Genomic DNA, 18230 nt, shown 5'->3' on the forward strand with positions numbered 1-18230 from the left:
TCATGACTTCGAGCTTCACCTCCACCTCGACCTCCCCGCTCAACGCCATCGCCGATCACGCACTCCGTCTCGACGACACGGCGACGCCCGCCAGCGACGAGCCTCAGGTCGCGGCACCCGCGGGCAGCGGCTTTGCCGCGCTGGGCCTTTCGCCCGCCATCGTCTCCGCACTGACGGCCGCGGGCTACGTCGAACCGACGCCGGTTCAGCAGCGCGCCATTCCGGCCGGCCTGGCAGGCCGAGACCTGCTCGTGTCGAGCCCGACGGGCTCCGGTAAAACGGCGGCCTTCATGCTGCCGGCCATCGAGCGCTTCGCTCAATTGCAAAAGACGCCAGCCTCGCAGCCGGGGGAACAGAACGGCGAGCGCCGGACACGGCGCGGGCCGCCCGTGGCGCGCCCGGCTCTGCTCGTCCTCACGCCGACGCGCGAACTCGCCATGCAGGTGACGACCGCGGCATCGACCTACGGCAAGCATCTGCGCCGGTTGCGCACGGTCAGTATTCTCGGCGGCGTCGCCTACGGCCAGCAGTTGATGCTGCTCGCGAAGAATCCCGAAATTCTCGTGGCCACGCCGGGCCGCCTGCTCGATCACCTCGAGCGCGGCCGCATCGATCTGTCTCAATTGCAGATGCTCGTGCTCGACGAAGCCGACCGCATGCTCGACATGGGCTTCATCGACGACATCGAGACGATCGTCGCGGCCACGCCCGCGTCGCGCCAGACGATGCTGTTCTCGGCCACGCTCGACGGCAAGATCGGCTCGCTCACGAATCGGTTGCTGCGCGACCCGGAGCGCATCGAGATTCGCCGGCAAGCCGAGTCGAGCTCGAACATCGCACAGACGGTGCATTTCGTGGACGATCGCGACCATAAGGACCGCCTGCTCGATCACCTGCTGCGCGATGCCGCGCTCGATCAGGCGATCGTCTTTACGGCGACGAAGAACGATGCCGACCAGCTCGCCGGCCGCCTCGCCGATGCCGGCTTCGCCTCGGCGGCGCTGCACGGGGACTTGCCGCAAGGCGCGCGCAACCGCACGATCCGTGCGCTGCGCGAGCGCCGTTTGCGCGTGCTCGTGGCGACCGACGTCGCGGCCCGCGGGATCGACATTCCCGGCATCACGCACGTGTTCAACTACGATCTGCCGAAGTTCGCCGAGGACTACGTTCACCGTATCGGCCGCACGGGCCGGGCGGGCCGTTCGGGCACGGCGGTGAGCCTCGTTCATCATGCGGAGCAAGGCGCGTTGAAGCGGATCGAGCGCTTCGTACGCTCGCCGCTTCCGGTCAACGTCATCGAGGGATTCGAGCCGCGCAAGGCACCGCCCGCGAAATCGCGCGCGGGCGCGGGCGGCCGAGGCCGCCCCGGCGGCGAGCGCCGGCGATTCGGCTCGAACGCGGCAGGCACGGGCGCCGGCAACTCGCGCGGCGCCGGTGGGTATGGAGAGAGCCGCGGCAAGGCGTCCGCGAATGGTGACCGGCGCGGCGGCAGCGGTTGGAGCGGCCGGCCGACCGACGGCTCCCGGGATGGCTACGCCGCCCGGCGCGGCGACAGTGCGCGAGGCACCCGCCGCGGTAGCTAAGGCAGCAACAGCCGGCGCGCCTCTTTACGGGCGCGCCGGCTGATCGCCGCGCCGACCACGGCGCCGGCGATCGGACAGGCTCCTACCCGCCTTGAACGACGCAGCCGTAGCCTGTCTCGAAATTTCACGATGCGAAAAATATTTTTGAGACGTAAAAACGGTGCTGCGTGGCACAACGACGAGCGTTGCGGGATGAAAGATGTCGTTTCTCATCGTGAAATTAAAAACCTAATGCCTTGATATTTAAGGAAAATAAAGACTAAAAAAGATTGAGACGATGGCTGTTGCCAGCTAACGAGATTGCCTAGACTCTTATATAAGACCTCGCCGCCGGCGAAGCGACGACGAGCACAGGCTTTTTTACTCTAGGCAACAAGGAGCACATCATGTCCCGTCAAGAGCAGGCAACTCAACTTCAACGGCAGTGGGAGACCGACGCTCGCTGGAAGGGCGTCAAGCGCGGCTACACGGCCGAAGACGTCGTGCGTCTGCGCGGTTCGCTGCATCCCGAGCATACGCTCGCCAAGCACGGCGCCGAGAAGCTCTGGAAGCTCATCAATACTGAACCGTTCGTCAACGCGCTCGGCGCGCTGACCGGCAACCAGGCGATGCAGCAGGTCAAAGCAGGCCTCAAGGCCATCTATCTATCGGGCTGGCAAGTCGCGGGCGATGCGAACGTCGCCGGCGAGATGTATCCCGACCAGTCGCTCTATCCCGCCAATTCCGTCCCGCAGGTCGTCAAGCGCATCAACAACACGTTCACGCGAGCGGACCAGATCCAGTGGTCGGAAGGCAAGAACCCGGGCGACGAAGGCTATATCGATTTCTTCGCGCCGATCGTGGCTGATGCGGAAGCGGGCTTCGGCGGCGTCCTCAATGCCTTCGAGCTGATGAAGGCGATGATCGAAGCCGGCGCCGCGGGCGTGCACTTCGAAGATCAGCTCGCCTCGGTGAAGAAATGCGGCCATATGGGCGGCAAGGTGCTCGTGCCAACGCGCGAGAACATCGCCAAGCTCGTCGCGGCGCGCCTGGCAGCCGATGTCTGCGGTGTGCCGTCGGTGCTGATTGCCCGCACCGACGCAGAGGCGGCCGACCTGATCACGTCCGATGTCGATGAGAACGACAAGCCGTTCCTGACGGGCGAGCGCACGATCGAAGGATTCTTCCGCACGAAGCCTGGGCTCGCGCAAGCCGTCTCGCGTGGCCTCGCGTACGCGCCCTACGTCGATCTCGTCTGGTGCGAAACGGGCAAGCCCGATCTCGAATACGCGAAGAAATTCGCCGAAGCAATCCACAAGCAATTCCCCGACAAGCTGCTGGCCTACAACTGCTCGCCCTCGTTCAACTGGAAGAAGAATCTCGACGATGCCACGATCTCCAAGTTCCAAAAGGAACTCGGGGCGATGGGCTACAAGTTCCAGTTCATCACGCTGGCGGGCTTCCACTCGCTCAACTACTCGATGTTCGATCTCGCGTACGGCTACGCGCGCACGCAGATGAGCGCATTCGTCGAACTGCAGCAGGCCGAGTTCGCGGCGGCCGAGAAGGGCTTCACGGCCGTCAAGCACCAGCGCGAAGTCGGTACCGGCTACTTCGACGCCGTGACGCAGACAGTCGAGCGCGAAGCATCGACGACTGCGCTTCACGGCTCGACCGAAGACGAGCAATTCTTCGACAGCAAGAAGGTCGCCGCCTAAGCACATATCAGTGTGAGGAGCCATTCGGAAACGCGACGGGCCAGCCGGCCCGCTCGCGTCTTCGATCCGCCCCGGCGCGCCGGTGACGGACCGATCGGCGCTATTGCACGGCGCGCTTATCGGTAGACGAGGACGGGGATCTTCGTATGCGTGAGCACGCGCTGCGTTTCGCTGCCGATGAGCAGACTGCCGAGTCCGCGGCGGCCGTGCGACGCCATGAAGATGACGTCGCAGCGGCCCTGCTCCGCGGCTTCGATGATGCCGAGGTACGGCGACGGATGCACGCTCGTCTGGCACGTGCAGGCGACGCCCGCGCGCCGGGCCGCCTCCTCCACGTCTTCCAGGTGCGAGCGGGCTTCGCGTTCGCTGCGCGCGACAAAGTCTTCCGGCAGCTCGACGGCCGCATCGGAAAACGGCGAATAAGGATACTGGGGCAGGCAAGCGTAGGCAGTGACACGCGCGCCGATCGCTCGCGCAAGCTCGATCGCGCCGTCGATCGCCTTTTGCGAGAGATCCGAACCGTCGGTCGGGACCAGGATGTGCTTGAACATGATGCCCTCCTCGGCGGCTGCGTCGCGCATGGCGCGGCGTCGCCGCGATGCGCGCGTTGTGCGAAGGCGGCAGCGCCTGATCCGATTGTAGTGCGCGGGTCGCGCCGCTTTCGTCCGATGTAAGGGACAGTCCGCATATCGAAAACCCGCCCGACCCGACCGCCTCGTCGCGCGACCCGCTCGTTCGCCGCCGCCCCGCCGATCTCGCCATCCCCCTTCCAGGAGACATACCATCATGCCCAACACGCTGCCCTTGCCTTCGGGCGTCGAAATCACCGGCGCCATCGAGCCGGGCTTCGAGAAAATCCTCACGCACGACGCGCTCGCGCTCGTCTCGCAGCTGCATCGCACGTTCGAGCCGCGCCGGCGCGAGCTATTGCAGGCGCGCGCGGCTCGGACCGAACGGCTCGATGCGGGTGAGCGCCCCAGCTTCCTCACAGAGACCAAAGCGATCCGAGAAGGCGATTGGACGATAGCGCCGCTTCCGCGCGATCTCGAATGCCGGCGCGTCGAGATCACGGGCCCCGTCGAGCGCAAGATGATCATCAACGCGTTGAACTCGGGCGCCGACGCCTATATGACGGACTTCGAGGATTCCAACACGCCGAACTGGCACAATCAGATTACGGGGCAGCTGAATCTGATCGACGCTGTGCGCCGCAATATTTCGCTCGAGCAGAGCGGCAAGACATACAGGCTCAACGACAAGATCGCCACGCTGATCGTGCGTCCGCGCGGCTGGCACCTCGGCGAGAAGCACGTGAAGGTCGATGGCCAGCGCGTATCGGGCGGCATCTTCGATTTCGCGCTCTATCTCTTCCATAACGCGAAGGAACTCGTCGCGCGCGGCAGCGGCCCCTACTTTTATCTGCCGAAGCTCGAGAGCCATCTCGAAGCGCGCCTCTGGAACGACGTATTCGTCGCGGCACAGGAAGCGCTCGGCATCGCCCGCGGCACTATCCGCGCGACAGTGCTCATCGAAACGATCCTCGCGGCGTTCGAGATGGACGAAATTCTCTACGAGTTGCGCGAGCACAGTTCGGGGCTCAACGCGGGCCGCTGGGACTACATCTTCTCGGCAATCAAGAAATTCAGGAACGACAAAGACTTTTGCCTCGCGGACCGCGCGCAGATCACGATGACGGTACCGTTCATGCGCGCCTATGCGTTGCATCTGCTGAAGGTCTGCCACAGGCGAAATGCGCCCGCGATCGGCGGCATGAGCGCGCTGATCCCGATCAAGAGCGACGCGGCGGCGAACGAAAAGGCCATGAGCGGCGTACGGGCCGACAAAGCGCGCGATGCCACGGACGGCTATGACGGCGGCTGGGTCGCGCATCCGGGACTCGTTCCCGTTGCGATGGAAGAGTTCGTCAAGGTGCTCGGCGACAAGCCGAATCAGATCGCCAAGCAGCGCGACGACGTACAGGTGACGGCGAAGGATCTGCTCGACTTCCGCCCCGAGACGCCGATCACGGAGGCCGGCCTGCGCAACAACATCAACGTCGGCATCCATTACCTCGGCTCCTGGCTCGCGGGCAACGGCTGCGTGCCGATCCACAACCTGATGGAAGATGCCGCGACGGCGGAGATCTCCCGCTCGCAAGTCTGGCAATGGATTCGCTCGTCGAAGGGCAAGCTCGACGACGGCCGCAAGGTCACGGCCGAACTCGTGCGGGATCTGACGAAAGAGGAACTCGAGAAAGTGAAGAAAGAGGTGGGCAGCGACGTGGCGCCCTACGTCCGTGCCGCGCAGATTTTCGAAAAAATGTCGACGGCGGAGCAATTCACCGAGTTCCTCACGCTGCCGCTTTACGAGGAGCTATAAGCCGTGGCCTGAACGGCAGGCACGGCTGTCGCGAGCTGCGCGCAGCCGTGTTTGCGCGTGGCGCCATCGTTCGCTCGAGACCGGACTGCAACCGAGCCACGGCCGTCATCCGAGCGCGGGCTCCGCGTCGCGTGTGAGCCGGTACTCGACCCAGTCGCCGATTTCGATCCGCGGCAGGCCGGCCACCGATTCGGCGTCGACGGGATAGTAAAGGCAGGTCAGGTTGCGCCCGTCCACGGCGACGGTGACTTCGCGTGACTTGAAAAGCCCCTCCACGCCGGGGTAGACCTCCTCGATTTCATCGAGAACGGGGACGAGGGCATCGTCGATCTCATAGACGTCGCCGTGCACGAGTCCGGCGGCGGCGGCGTCGAGCACGAGTCCCGGGTAAAGCCCAAAGTCATAGAGACGCCCGCGCACCGCGGCAGTGCCGGTGAGACGCGGCGCCTCGATGTCATGGCGTGCCGCGGCGCGCACAATATCGTTGATCTCGCCTGCGCGCAACGTGCCGTACACGAAAACGTATCGCATCCGCACTCGTTCTCCTGTTCGCTCGCCCCGTAGTGGCATGGTGGGTGGTTCCGCCGCACGCGCCGCTCGCCTGCCAGGCAGCCTCGAAGCGCGGAATACGGCACGCGCGCCGCCGGAGCCGTGCCGGTCGCGCGCATCCAAAGAGCGCATTATGCATGCCTCGAGGGCCACCGCGGAACCCGGGCCGCTCATACAATAGCGAACCATGAGGACCCGTGAGGATTCGCGTGCCGGCCCCGTGCCGCGCTCCGCGAAGCCCGCTCGAGTCGCCTGCCGATCCGTTTCGCCATGACCGAATCGACTGTCCCACTGCCTTCGGCGCGCGTACGCTTTGCCGACATTCCGCCGCAATTCGCGCCGACGCGCGACCATCCGGTTCGCGTGCGCTCGCGAGCCGTTCCGGCCGGCGAACGCATCGCCTTGCACATGCACGCATGGGCGCAGGTGGCCTACGCGTCGCGTGGGGTGCTGCGCATCGGCGTCGAGAGCAGCACCTGGATCGTCCCGCCCTCGCGCGCAATCTGGGTGCCGCCGCACGTGCCGCATGAAGTCGTCATCGTCGAAGACGCCTATCTGCGCGCGCTCTATATCGACGAATCCGTGGTGCCGGCGGGACTCGAGAGTTGCCGCGTCATGGAAGTCTCACCGCTTTTGCGCGAACTGATCGCGTCCATCGACGCGGCCGACTTGTCGCCCGCGCGTGAGCGCCTGCTCGGCGCGCTCGCCCTCGATGAGCTGACGCACTCGGTCCCGTTGCCGCTATCGGTGCCGATGCCGCGTGAAAAAAGGTTGCGCGCGCTTTGCGACGCCCTGCTCGCCGATCCGGGCAACGCGGACCCGCTCGAGTATTGGGCGGCAACGGTCGGCGCGAGCACGCGCACGATCGCGCGGCTCTTTCGCCAGGAACTCGGCATGAGTTACTCGCAATGGCGCCAGCAGGCCGTGCTCGCGCGGGCGATTCCGCTGCTCAGCCAGGGGAGGCCGCTGTCGCATATCGCGCAGGCGCTCGGCTACCAGAGTCAGAGCGCGTTTTCGGCCATGTTCCGCCGAGCGTTCGGGGAGAGCCCGCGGGCGTTCATGGTGCGCGGGCACGAGCGCCGGCAAGAAAGCAAGGCGCTGGAAGAAGACGAGCTCGAGGATCTGCCGGACGGCCAGGCCGGCCGTTGATCGCGCCGGGCGCCGCTTGGAGTCGGACGCGGATCAGACGCGCCGCGTCATATGGCGGATCGCGCCGATCTGAGTGATCCGCGGGCCGGTCACACGATAGCCCATGCGCAGATAGAGACGCGCAGCCGGGTTGTCGACGAAGACGCGCAGCTGCAGCTCGCTCAATCCCCGCTCGCGAGCCCAACGATGCGCCGTCTCGAGCATATAAGTGCCGGCCCCCTGGCCGCGGTAGCCGGCCGCGATCTGGACGTCACGGATGTGCAGCGAATTACCCTCTTCGGTCAGGCGCATGACGCCCACGCGCTGGCCGTCGGCTTCGAGAATATAGTTTTCCGATTCGCGCCAGCTGACGAAGAAAAGATCGGCACGCCAGACGAGATGATGGCGTTCGTAGTAGCCGTTCATGTTGTTGCGCGTCAGCGCCTCGGCGAACTCGAAGTCTTCGGGCGCGGCGTCACGCAGGGCGAACGGCAGCGGTGCGTCGGTGGGAGCGAACATCTGCGCGGCAACGGGACGATTCAGGGACACGGTACGGCACTGGGACGCCGCTTGCAACTGAGATTTCCCCCGGCGATGGTGCGGCGCGACACATGGCTGCCGGCGCGTGTCACGGCCGCTCTCTTCGTTTCCGATCCACGTGCGATTAGCTGTAAGCCAAAAAAAAGCCCGTTGAATTCATCAACGGGCTTTTCGATTTGGCGGAGTGGACGGGACTCGAACCCGCGACCCCCGGCGTGACAGGCCGGTATTCTAACCGACTGAACTACCACTCCAGTCTTGCAGATCATGGCCCGCGAGCGTCGGTCGTGTCTCACGGGCTGCGGCGTCTCGTGCCTCCGGGTTTAACCCGGCGCTCGAATACGCCACCGATATCTGGCGTCCCCTAGGGGATTCGAACCCCTGTACTCACCGTGAAAGGGTGATGTCCTAGGCCTCTAGACGAAGGGGACAAACGTACCGCTTACACCTTTATTAAAAAAGCCCGTTCAAGCCTACTGAACGGGCTTTGTCTGGCGGAGTGGACGGGACTCGAACCCGCGACCCCCGGCGTGACAGGCCGGTATTCTAACCGACTGAACTACCACTCCACTTTCTTTGCATCATACTCGCGAGCGTCGGTCTCGTCTCTCGAGCTGCGGCACGTCATCGCTTCCGCGACTGAAATACCGCCGATGTCTGGCGTCCCCTAGGGGATTCGAACCCCTGTACTCACCGTGAAAGGGTGATGTCCTAGGCCTCTAGACGAAGGGGACAAAATCTCTTCGTACTACCGCGCTTCGCAATCAACTTTTGGCCATCAACTTTCGCCGAAAGCGAAGAACGCTATTCTAGCTTCCCGTTCGCCGTTTGTGAAGTTTTTTCTTTCCTCACATCGGGCGCCCGAAGGACTTTCCGCGCGCCGGCCGACCCATTCCCGCAACGATCGACTGCCTTCCGCGAAAGCCCTCTAGCTTCGAAAAGCGAGCCTGCGATTATACGCATCGTCCGCCGTGATGCGCAAGCGGACGCCGACGTCAGGTTCGGGGTTCGGGTTGGCCCAACAGAGATCAGCAATCGGTCCGCCGCCCGGCCCCTTCCTCAGACCGCCAGAGCCTGCAGCAGCGCATCTACGCTCGCTTTCGCGTCGCCGAACAGCATCCGCGTGTTTTCCTTGTAGAAGAGCGGATTGTCGACGCCCGCATAGCCGGACGCCATGCTGCGCTTCGAGACGACGACGGTGCGAGCCTTCCAGACTTCGAGCACCGGCATCCCGGCAATCGGGCTCGCCGGGTCTTCGAGCGCGCCGGGATTGACGATATCGTTCGCACCGATCACCAGCACGACGTCGGCATGGGCGAAGTCGTCGTTGATCTCGTCCATCTCGAGCACGATGTCGTACGGTACCTTCGCTTCGGCGAGCAGAACGTTCATGTGCCCCGGCAACCGACCCGCGACGGGATGAATGCCGAAGCGCACGCGCACGCCCATCGCGGAAAGCTTGCGCGTGATCTCGCTGATCGTCGATTGCGCCTGAGCCACGGCCATGCCGTAGCCCGGCACGATGATGACATCCGACGCATCGCGCAACATGGCGCCGACTTCGTCGACCGTCGCCGAGACGACCTCACCCTCGACCTGCGCCGCGGCCGCGCCGCTCGACGCGCCGAAACCGCCGAGTATCACCGATAGAAAGCCTCGGTTCATCGCGCGGCACATGATGTAGCTCAGAATCGCGCCGCTGGAGCCGACGAGCGCGCCCGTCGTGATCAGCAGATCGTTGTCGAGCATGAACCCCGTGGCCGCCGCCGCCCAGCCCGAGTAGCTGTTCAGCATGGACACGACGACGGGCATATCCGCCCCGCCGATCGCCATCACGAGGTGAACGCCGAGCGCGGCGGCGAGCACGATCATCGTCAGGAGTGCGAACAATCCGGACTCGACGGTCGGTGCCGTCAGAAAGCGATAACCGAGCACGGCGCACAGTGCGACGACGAGAAGATTGAGCAGGTGCCGAGCGGGCAAGACGAGCGGTTTGCCGCCGATCGTCCCTTGCAGCTTGAGGAACGCGACGATCGATCCGGCGAACGTCACCATGCCGATCAGTGCGCCAAGGTAGATCTCGCATTCGTGGATCGTCTGCTGCACGCCCTCTTGCCCCGCCGCGGGCGCGAGATAGCTGTTGACGGCCGTCACGACGGCCGCGAGGCCCACGAAACTGTGCAGGATCGCCACGAGCTGCGGCATCTGCGTCATTTCCACGCGCTGCGCGAGAAGCGCGCCCAACGCCGCCCCCGTCGCGGCACAGACGACCACGATCGCAAGACTGACGCCGGGCGCGATGACAAGCGTCGCCGCGACGGCAATCAGCATGCCGATCATGCCGTACAGGTTGCCGCGCCGCGCCGTGAGCGGATTGCCGAGGCCGCGCAGGCTCAAAATGAACAGCGTGCTCGCGCCCAGATACGCGACGTTGCCGATTCCGTTCAACATCAGGACTCCTTATCAATTACGCTGGAACATTCTCAGCATGCGCTGCGTGACGAGAAATCCGCCCGCGATGTTGATCGTCGCGACGAAAAGCGCGATGCCGCCAAGCGTCGTCACAAGCGTGTTCGACGTGCCGAGCTGCAGCAGCGCCCCGATGACGATGATGCCGCTGATCGCGTTCGTCACGCTCATGAGCGGCGTATGCAACGCCGGCGTCACGTTCCAGATGACCTGGTACCCGACGAAGACCGCGAGCACGAAGACCGTCAGATGAGCAACGAACGACGGGGGCGCAACGGCACCCAATGCGAGCAATGCCACGGCGGCAATGGCGATGAACGCGAGCGTGCCCATACCGGGTTTCCGTCGAGCGCCTTCGCCGTTTTCCTTCTGAGCGGCTGCGCCCGGCGCGCGCGCCGCATGGTTCGCCGATTCGCCGGCACGCTCGACGCTCGCCTTCTTTTCCGTCGCCGGCTGCTTCGGCGCGGGCGGCGGCCAGACGATCGAACCTTCGTGAACGACCGTCGCGCCCCGCATGACTTCGTCGTTCATATCGATTCGCAGCGCGCCATCCTTGTTCGACGTGAGATCGGTCAGCAAATGCCGGATGTTCGTCGCATAGAGCTGGCTCGACTGCGTCGCCATCCGGCTCGGCAGGTCCGTGTAGCCGACGATCGTCACGCCATGCACGTTCACGACCTCGCCGGGCTTCGTGAGCTCGCAGTTGCCGCCCTGCTCGGCCGCCATATCGACAATCACGCTGCCCGGCCGCATCGACTCGACCATCTCGGCCGTGATGAGCGTCGGCGCGGCCTTGCCGGGAATGAGCGCCGTCGTGACGATGATGTCGATTTCCTTCGCCTGTGCCGCGAAGAGCGCCATCTCGGCCTCGATGAAGCGCGCGCTCATTTGCTTGGCGTAGCCGCCGCTGCCGCTGCCCTCCTCGTCGATATCGACTTTCAGGAACTCAGCGCCCATGCTTTGCACTTGCTGCTCGACTTCGGGACGCGTATCGAACGCACGCACGATCGCACCGAGGCCGCGCGCCGCGCCGATGGCCGCAAGCCCCGCCACACCGGCGCCGATGACCATCACCTTCGCCGGCGGCATCTTGCCCGCCGCGGTGATCTGCCCCGTGAACAGCCGCCCGAAGTGGTGAGCGGCTTCGATCACGGCGCGATAGCCGGCCATGTTCGCCATCGAGCTCAACGCGTCGAGCTTTTGCGCACGCGAAATGCGCGGCACGCAGTCCATCGCGAGGACGTTCGTCCGACGCTCGGCGAGGCACGTCAGCAACCCCGGGTTCTGCGCGGGCCAGACGAAGCCGATCAGCGTGGCACCCTCCCGGATCAGAGAGGTCTCGTCGACGTCGAGCCGCGGGTGGAACGCGGGCGGACGCACTTTGACGATGACATCAGCCCCGGACCAAAGCGCGCGGGTATCGCTGACCATCTCGGCGCCGGCAGTGCGATAGGCGTCGTCGTCGAACGACGCGGCGGCTCCGGCACCCGCTTCGACCGTCACCGCGTATCCGAGCTTGATCAACTGCGCGACAGTATCGGGCGTCGCCGCGACGCGGCGCTCGCCCGGATGCACTTCGCGTGGCACGGCGATGGTCGTCATTGCTCCCCCGTCGCCGCGAGCGTGTTCGAAAGCGAGCCGATCCCATCGATCGACACCGTCACCGTCGCCCCGTCCTTGATCGATCCGACGCCGATCGACGTGCCGCACGCGATCACGTCGCCCGGCATCAGCGTCATGTCCTGCGAGAGCAGGCTCACCTGCTGCGCCGGCGAGAAGATCATGTCGTCGAGCGGATAGTTCTGCCGCTCGGTATCGTCGAGTCGGGTTGCCACGCGCGCGGCGCGCCAATCGAAGTCGCAGCGGATCGCAGGGCCGATGCAGCTGAACGTATCGAAGCCCTTTGCCCGACACCATTGCGCGAAGTTCGGATCTTCGTCCAACAACTCGACGGCCGTGACATCGTTGATGCAGGTATAGCCGAAGATGTACCGATCGGCCTCGTCCACCGCCACGTTGCTGCAGCGCTGCCCGATCACGATGCCGAGCTCGCCCTCATAGGCGATCTTGCCGCGGTATGCGCGGGGGCGTCGGATGGGGGCGCCAGGCCCGATGACGGACATCGGCGGCTTTATCAAAAACAGCGGATGAACGGGCGCGGCCTTGCCGAGCTTCTCGGCAAGCGCATGGAAGTTGTTCCAGAGCGCGACGACCTTGGTCGGCACGCACGGACTCAACAGCGTCACGTCGTCGAGATGCCGCCGGCCTCCCGTTTGTTCGGGGTCGCCGAACATGTTGCCGCGGTATTCAACAACGCAGTCGTCTTCGAGCAAGCCGAAGCCGACGCTTCCGTCCTTCGACAGAAAGCGGACCCATGATGTCATGGGGGTTCTCCTTTATCGGATCGTCAGATCGCTCCGACCTCGCGCAGATGCGCGACGTCTTCGGGGGTGAAGCCGAGCTCGGCCATGACTTCGTCGGTATGCTCGCCGAGCAGCGGCGAGCGCGTCACTAACGTGGGGCTGTCCGACAGCTTGATGGGATTGCCGACCGTCAGGTACGGTCCGCGAACCGGATGATCGACTTCGACGATCGTGCCGGTTTCGCGCAGCGCTTCGTCTTCGGCAATCTCCTTCATCGAGAGCACCGGGCCGCAAGGGATGTCGTACTTGTTCAGAATCTGCATCGCCTCGAACTTCGTCTTCGTCATCGTCCAGCGCTCGATTTCAGCGAAGATCTCCTTAAGGCGCGGCAAGCGCGCTTGCGGCGTCGCGTAGTCGGGATCGGTAATCCACTCTTCCTTGCCGATCACGTTGCAGACCTTGGCCCATACCGGGGCCTGCGCGATGAAATAGATGTAGGCGTTATAGTCCCATTCCCAATTCTTGCAGCGCAGGATCCAGCCCGGCTGACCACCGCCCGACGCGTTGCCCGCGCGCGGCACGGCCGGCCCGAACGTCCCCTGCGGGTGCTGCGGATATTCGCGCAACACACCCGTGCGGTCGAGCCGCTGCTGGTCGCGCAGCTTGACGCGGCACAGGTTGAGCACGGCATCTTGCATCGCCGCGAGCACATACTGTCCGCGGCCGGTCATTGTCCGTTGATAGAGCGCTGTCACGATGCCCAGCGCGAGATGGAGTCCGGTGCCGCTATCGCCGATCTGTGCGCCGCTCACGACGGGCGGCCCATCGTCGAAACCCGTCGTCGAAGCCGCACCGCCCGCGCACTGCGCGACATTCTCATAGACCTTGCAGTCCTGGTAAGGGCCGGGGCCGAAGCCCTTGACCGACGCCATGATCATGCGCGGATTCAATTCATGGATGCGCTCCCAACCGAAACCCATCCGCTCGATCGCACCCGGCGCGAAGTTCTCGACGAGTACGTCGCATTGTCGAATCAACGCCTCGAGGACCTTCTTGCCTTCGGGATGCTTCGCGTCGATCGTGACCGAACGCTTGTTGTGGTTGAGCATCGTGAAGTAAAGGCTGTCGGCATCGGGGATGTCGCGCAGTTGCTCGCGCGTGACGTCGCCGGCTCCTGCCCGCTCGACCTTGATCACGTCCGCGCCGAACCAGGCGAGCAGCTGCGTGCAGGTCGGGCCGGACTGCACATGCGTGAAATCGAGGACGCGCACACCCATCAGTGCCTTGCTCACTTCCTGTCTCCCAAACTCGTTTGTCTCTATCGGCACCGTGCTTTCTTCACAGCTTCGGTGCCATTGCACTTACAGGTTTTCAAACCCGGCTCGGCGCATTCGATTTGTTATGTACTACTAACTAAATAACCAGGAACGCTACGTGAGCATGCACCGCAGCGCTCAGGCCGAGGCGGCGCCGACGAGCGCGATTGCCACGCGCCGCGCGGCGGCAAGGGCGGCCGCTTCGCTCTCGAACACGGCATCATCGACGACGCGTTGATACGGCAGAATGCTCAGCTTCGGTTCGCCCGCCGCTCCATCTTCGGCGTTTCGGACCGCCGCATAGGCGGTCCACCCGCCGTTCTCGATGAGCTGCATCGCGGACAGCTCCAGCCGGTACGATCCCACAATCTCCACGCGCATCGCTTCCTCGTTTGCTCTTGCTTGAACCCGAGCCGCCGTATCGCCGCGCGTGCGTCGAGCTTGGCGCGGCGAACGATCGGTGGATGACGTCAAGCCCCGACTCGGGCCTCCAATTCGGTGAGCCGCTTGCGCAGATTGCGCTCTTCCTGAAAGCGGCTCGTTTCGTCGCGAATGACAGCAACGATTCCGCTGAGCGTCCCGGGCGCCGAATACAGCAGCGCGACGCTGAATGCGATCGACAACGCCCTTCCGTCCTTGTGCACAGCGGGCACCTTGAGCACATCGTTGCCGTAGCGCGTCTCGCCCGTTTGCATCGTCTTCTGGTAGCCCTCCCAATGACGGGCTTGCAGACGTTGCGGAATGATGAGGTCGAGCGACTTGCCCAGCGCCTCGTCCTCGCTGAAACCGAATATTCGCTGCGCCGCCGGGTTCCAGAGGGTGATCCTGCCTTCCGGATCAGAGACGATGATCGCGTCGCCGACGGCCGCGACCAGTTGTTCGAGATCGATCGTCGTTTGCATAGTGCTCTCTCACTCCGTACGTTGTGCCGCTATGGGCGGGATGGACCGGCTCGCCGCCGCGCCTGGCGACCCTGCTGGCGCTGATGGCAGGCGCCGCGGCGGCGATTGCTTCGACGATAAACGAAAAAGCGCATGCCCGTCGCGGCGGCCCTCCGCCCGCCCATGTCTTCAGACGGCCTTCGCTTCGTGCATATGGGCGATCTGCTCCTTGCTGTAGCCGAGTTCGGCCAGCACTTCGTCCGTGTGCTGCCCGAGGAGCGGCGAGGCCGTGATCTCGGGCCTGAGGTCGGAGAACTTGATAGGACTGCCCACCGTCAGATACTTGCCGCGCACAGGGTGATCGACTTCGACGATCGAGCCGGTCTTGCGCATCGATTCGTCGTAGGCGAGCTCCTTCATGCTCAGCACCGGCGAGCAAGGAATGTCAAATTTGCGCAGGATATCGACGGCCTCGTACTTCGTCTTGCCGGCGAGCCACTCCTCGATCTTCGCGAAGATGTCGAAGATATGCGGCTGGCGCGCGTCGGGCGTGTTGTAGTCGGGGTCGTTGATCCATTCAGGACGTCCGATCGCGCGGCAGATCGGCTCCCACGCGTGATCTTGAACGGTGAAATAGATATAGGCGTTCGGATCGGTTTGCCATCCCTTGCACTTGAGCACCCATCCGGGCTGGCCGCCGCCGCCCGCGTTGCCGCCGCGCGGCACCACATCGCTGAATGTGCCGTGCGGATACTGCGGATACTCTTTGAGGTAGCCGACGCGCTCGAGACGCTGCTGATCGCGCAGTTTCACGCGGCACAGGTTCAGCACGGCGTCTTGCATCGAGACGGCCACCTTCTGTCCCTTGCCCGTCTGCTGGCGGCCGATGAGGGCCGTGAGAATGCCGATCGCGAGATGCATGCCCGTGTTGCTGTCGCCGAGCGCGGCCGCACTGACTGTCGGCGGGCCGTCCCAGAAGCCCGTCGTCGAGGCGGCACCGCCGGCGCACTGCGCGACGTTCTCGTAGACCTTAAGGTCCGAATAGTGATGGCCTTCGGAGAAGCCCTTCACCGAGGCGACGATCATCTTCGGATTGAGCTCGTTGATGCGTTGCCACGAAAAGCCCATGCGGTCCAGCGCGCCGGGCCCGAAGTTCTCGACGAGCACATCCGAGCCGCGAATCAGCTTCTCGAGAACCTCCTTGCCTTCGGCCGTCTTAGTGTCGAGCGTCAGCGAACGCTTGTTGCTGTTGAGCATCGTGAAGTAAAGCGCATCAGCATCCGGAATGTCGCGCAGTTGATTACGCGTCACGTCGCCGGAGCCCGGACGCTCGACCTTGATCACGTCGGCACCGAACCAAGCCAGCATCTGCGTGCAAGCGGGACCCGCCTGGACGTGCGTGAAATCGATGATCTTGATTCCTTTGAGCGGCAGTGTCACTTTCATTCTCCTAAGGGTGTCGTGTCGGGCGATGTCAGGCGTCAGTGCTTCTTCGCCGAGCTTTGCGGATTGAGGTTCGTCAAGCGGCCGCTTTCGGTGCCGGCCGATTCGTCGATGACGGCGTTGATGAGGGCGGGTTTGCCGGTCTTCAACGCCTCGGCCACGGCTTTTTCGAGCTCGGCCGGTGTGGTCACGTGATAACCCGTGCCGCCGAACGCCTCGATCAGCTTGTCGTAACGCGAGCCCTTGACGAACACCGTCGGCGCCACATCCTTGCCGCCGGACGGATTGACATCCGTGCCGCGATAGACGCCGTTGTTATTGAAGACGACGATGCAAACGGGCAGCTCATATCGGCAGATTGTCTCGACCTCCATCCCCGAAAAGCCGAACGCGCTATCGCCGCAGATCGCGAGCACTTGTTTGCCGGTCTCGACGGCCGCGCCGACCGCGAAGCCCATGCCGATGCCCATCACGCCCCAGGTGCCGCAATCGAGACGCTTGCGCGGCTCGTACATGTCGATGACCGCCCGCGCGTAGTCGAGCGTATTCGCGCCCTCGTTGACGAGCATGATGTCCGGATGCGCCTTCACGACATCGCGCAGCACGCGCAGTGCGCTGTGGAAGCTCATCGGCGTCGGGTCCTTCCCGAGTGTTTCCGCCATCTTCGCGAGGTTCTTGTTCTTGCGCTCGGCCACGACTGAAAGCCACTCGGCACTCGGCTTCGGGAAGCTCGGGTCGATTCCCTCGAGGAGCGCCGAGACGCACGAGCCGATATCGCCGACGACGGGCGCCGCGATTGCAACGTTGCTGTCGATCTCGGTGGGCGCGATATCGATCTGGATGAACTGCTTCGGCGCCCCCCAGGTCTTGCCCTTGCCATGAGCGAGCAGCCAGTTCAGGCGCGCGCCGACGAGCAGGACGACGTCGGACTCGGCTAACACGAACGAACGCGCGGCCGATGCCGATTGCGGATGCGTATCGGGCAGAAGCCCCTTCGCCATCGACATCGGCAGATAGGGAATGCCTGTCTTTTCGACGAGTGCCCGGATCTCGGCATCGGCCCGCGCGTAGGCCGCGCCTTTGCCAAGCAGGATCAACGGACGCTTCGCGCCTTTGAGCAAATTGAGCGCGCGCTGGACCGAGTCGGGCGCGGGCAGCTGGCGCGGCGCGGGATCGACCACACGCACGAGCGAGTTGCGTCCCTCGACGGCGCCGACGGCCTGAGCCAGCAGCTTCGCCGGCAGATCGAGATAAACGCCGCCCGGGCGTCCCGATACCGCGGCGCGAATCGCGCGAGCTACGCCGATACCGATGTCCTGCGCATGCAGCACCCGAAAAGCCGCCTTCGCATGCGGCTTGGCGATGTTGAGTTGATCCATCTCCTCGTAATCGCCTTGCTGGAGATCGACGATCTCTCGTTCGCTCGAGCCGCTGATGAGGATCATCGGAAAGCAGTTCGTCGTCGCGTTGGCCAACGCCGTCAGCCCATTCAGGAAGCCAGGCGCGGATACGGTCAGGCAGACGCCGGGCTTTTGCGTCAGATAGCCGGCAATCGCCGCCGCGTTGCCGGCGTTTTGCTCGTGCCGAAAGCTGATGACGCGCATTCCTTCAGCTTGCGCAAGCCGCGCCAGGTCGGTAACGGGAATTCCGGGCAAGCCGTAGATGTTCTCGATACCGTTGAGCTTCAACGCTTCAATGACGAGATGAAAGCCATCCGTCATCGGCGACGTTTCGTTGACTTGGGGGACCTTCAGTTCGATCGCCCCAGCTGCTTCTGCCATGTCATGCCTCCTTGGCGCAGAATGTTTGCGTTTGTTGTGATATACCATATATCACACACTGTATTAGATCAAGCGTTTTTTGCGTCGCCTTTCGCGTCGCC

At 64.2% G+C, this 18230-nt stretch carries 15 protein-coding genes and 4 tRNA genes; 4 read left to right on the forward strand and 15 right to left on the reverse strand.

From position 1 onward, the window contains the following. Positions 1-2: 2 nt before the first annotated feature. A complete protein-coding gene (locus tag B0G57_RS16910; RefSeq protein ID WP_018444168.1) occupies positions 3-1583 on the forward strand; it encodes a DEAD/DEAH box helicase in 1581 nt (526 codons plus the stop codon). Positions 1584-1969: 386 nt separating this feature from the next. Beyond that, on the forward strand, positions 1970-3280 hold the full coding sequence (gene aceA / locus B0G57_RS16915) for an isocitrate lyase (protein ID WP_018444166.1): 1311 nt from the start codon (positions 1970-1972) through the stop codon (positions 3278-3280). Between the two features lie 116 nt (positions 3281-3396). On the opposite strand, the gene B0G57_RS16920 is transcribed toward aceA, so the two are convergent. Then, complete coding sequence (locus B0G57_RS16920) at positions 3397-3831, reverse strand: universal stress protein (RefSeq protein ID WP_026230320.1); 435 nt, start codon at positions 3829-3831, stop codon at positions 3397-3399. Between the two features lie 235 nt (positions 3832-4066). Between B0G57_RS16920 and aceB the strand changes: the two genes are divergently transcribed. Next, a complete protein-coding gene (gene aceB / locus B0G57_RS16925; protein WP_018444164.1) occupies positions 4067-5659 on the forward strand; it encodes a malate synthase A in 1593 nt (530 codons plus the stop codon). A 105-nt stretch (positions 5660-5764) separates the two neighbouring features. Here the strand turns inward: aceB and B0G57_RS16930 are convergent, their stop codons facing one another. Then, complete coding sequence (locus B0G57_RS16930) at positions 5765-6190, reverse strand: gamma-glutamylcyclotransferase family protein (protein WP_018444163.1); 426 nt, start codon at positions 6188-6190, stop codon at positions 5765-5767. A gap of 288 nt (positions 6191-6478) precedes the next feature. Here B0G57_RS16930 and B0G57_RS16935 point away from each other — a divergent pair, with 288 nt between their 5' ends. Next, on the forward strand, positions 6479-7357 hold the full coding sequence (locus B0G57_RS16935; protein ID WP_018444162.1) for an AraC family transcriptional regulator: 879 nt from the start codon (positions 6479-6481) through the stop codon (positions 7355-7357). Between the two features lie 33 nt (positions 7358-7390). Here the strand turns inward: B0G57_RS16935 and B0G57_RS16940 are convergent, their stop codons facing one another. The 13 genes from B0G57_RS16940 to oxc all read right to left on the reverse strand — a co-directional run bounded on the left by B0G57_RS16940 (position 7391) and on the right by oxc (position 18129). Then, positions 7391-7855 (reverse strand): GNAT family N-acetyltransferase, encoded by a 465-nt coding sequence (locus B0G57_RS16940; RefSeq protein WP_018444161.1) that lies wholly within the window; start codon positions 7853-7855, stop codon positions 7391-7393. A gap of 198 nt (positions 7856-8053) precedes the next feature. Next, a tRNA-Asp gene (locus B0G57_RS16945) sits at positions 8054-8130 on the reverse strand. Positions 8131-8231: 101 nt separating this feature from the next. After that, positions 8232-8307: transfer RNA gene (locus tag B0G57_RS16950), tRNA-Glu, on the reverse strand. Positions 8308-8368: 61 nt separating this feature from the next. After that, positions 8369-8445, reverse strand: a tRNA-Asp gene (locus tag B0G57_RS16955). 89 nt (positions 8446-8534) lie between these two features. Beyond that, positions 8535-8610 (reverse strand) — tRNA-Glu (locus B0G57_RS16960). A gap of 325 nt (positions 8611-8935) precedes the next feature. Beyond that, a complete protein-coding gene (locus B0G57_RS16965) occupies positions 8936-10327 on the reverse strand; it encodes an NAD(P)(+) transhydrogenase (Re/Si-specific) subunit beta (protein ID WP_018444160.1) in 1392 nt (463 codons plus the stop codon). Between the two features lie 12 nt (positions 10328-10339). Further along, complete coding sequence (locus tag B0G57_RS16970) at positions 10340-11947, reverse strand: Re/Si-specific NAD(P)(+) transhydrogenase subunit alpha (RefSeq protein WP_018444159.1); 1608 nt, start codon at positions 11945-11947, stop codon at positions 10340-10342. Then, positions 11944-12729: a fumarylacetoacetate hydrolase family protein gene (locus B0G57_RS16975; RefSeq protein ID WP_018444158.1), complete on the reverse strand. Its 786-nt coding sequence runs from the start codon at positions 12727-12729 to the stop codon at positions 11944-11946. The genes B0G57_RS16970 and B0G57_RS16975 overlap by 4 nt, the downstream gene beginning before the upstream one ends. Before the next feature lie 23 nt (positions 12730-12752). Then, the gene (gene frc, locus B0G57_RS16980; protein WP_026230319.1) at positions 12753-14000 is read right to left on the reverse strand and encodes a formyl-CoA transferase; all 1248 of its coding nucleotides are present in this window, start codon (positions 13998-14000) and stop codon (positions 12753-12755) included. A 162-nt stretch (positions 14001-14162) separates the two neighbouring features. Further along, positions 14163-14405 (reverse strand): hypothetical protein, encoded by a 243-nt coding sequence (locus B0G57_RS16985; protein WP_018444156.1) that lies wholly within the window; start codon positions 14403-14405, stop codon positions 14163-14165. An 89-nt stretch (positions 14406-14494) separates the two neighbouring features. Continuing rightward, a complete protein-coding gene (locus B0G57_RS16990; RefSeq protein ID WP_018444155.1) occupies positions 14495-14926 on the reverse strand; it encodes a PAS domain-containing protein in 432 nt (143 codons plus the stop codon). Between the two features lie 168 nt (positions 14927-15094). Next, a complete protein-coding gene (gene frc, locus B0G57_RS16995) occupies positions 15095-16345 on the reverse strand; it encodes a formyl-CoA transferase (protein ID WP_026230318.1) in 1251 nt (416 codons plus the stop codon). A gap of 41 nt (positions 16346-16386) precedes the next feature. Then, complete coding sequence (gene oxc, locus B0G57_RS17000) at positions 16387-18129, reverse strand: oxalyl-CoA decarboxylase (RefSeq protein WP_018444153.1); 1743 nt, start codon at positions 18127-18129, stop codon at positions 16387-16389. Between the last annotated feature and the right edge of the window lie 101 nt (positions 18130-18230).

The sequence above is a fragment of the Trinickia symbiotica genome (assembly GCF_002934455.1).
GTDB classification, from domain to species: domain Bacteria; phylum Pseudomonadota; class Gammaproteobacteria; order Burkholderiales; family Burkholderiaceae; genus Trinickia; species Trinickia symbiotica.

Coding starts and splice junctions, on each gene's coding strand:
- B0G57_RS16920 (WP_026230320.1), bottom strand. CDS start 3,831: ATGTTCAAGCACATCCTGGTCCCGACCGACGGTTCGGATCTCTCGCAA.
- aceA (WP_018444166.1), top strand. CDS start 1,970: ATGTCCCGTCAAGAGCAGGCAACTCAACTTCAACGGCAGTGGGAGACC.
- aceB (WP_018444164.1), top strand. CDS start 4,067: ATGCCCAACACGCTGCCCTTGCCTTCGGGCGTCGAAATCACCGGCGCC.
- B0G57_RS16910 (WP_018444168.1), top strand. CDS start 3: ATGACTTCGAGCTTCACCTCCACCTCGACCTCCCCGCTCAACGCCATC.
- B0G57_RS16990 (WP_018444155.1), bottom strand. CDS start 14,926: ATGCAAACGACGATCGATCTCGAACAACTGGTCGCGGCCGTCGGCGAC.
- B0G57_RS16940 (WP_018444161.1), bottom strand. CDS start 7,855: ATGTTCGCTCCCACCGACGCACCGCTGCCGTTCGCCCTGCGTGACGCC.
- B0G57_RS16930 (WP_018444163.1), bottom strand. CDS start 6,190: ATGCGATACGTTTTCGTGTACGGCACGTTGCGCGCAGGCGAGATCAAC.
- B0G57_RS16965 (WP_018444160.1), bottom strand. CDS start 10,327: ATGTTGAACGGAATCGGCAACGTCGCGTATCTGGGCGCGAGCACGCTG.
- B0G57_RS16935 (WP_018444162.1), top strand. CDS start 6,479: ATGACCGAATCGACTGTCCCACTGCCTTCGGCGCGCGTACGCTTTGCC.
- B0G57_RS16970 (WP_018444159.1), bottom strand. CDS start 11,947: ATGACGACCATCGCCGTGCCACGCGAAGTGCATCCGGGCGAGCGCCGC.
- oxc (WP_018444153.1), bottom strand. CDS start 18,129: ATGGCAGAAGCAGCTGGGGCGATCGAACTGAAGGTCCCCCAAGTCAAC.
- B0G57_RS16985 (WP_018444156.1), bottom strand. CDS start 14,405: ATGCGCGTGGAGATTGTGGGATCGTACCGGCTGGAGCTGTCCGCGATG.
- B0G57_RS16975 (WP_018444158.1), bottom strand. CDS start 12,729: ATGACATCATGGGTCCGCTTTCTGTCGAAGGACGGAAGCGTCGGCTTC.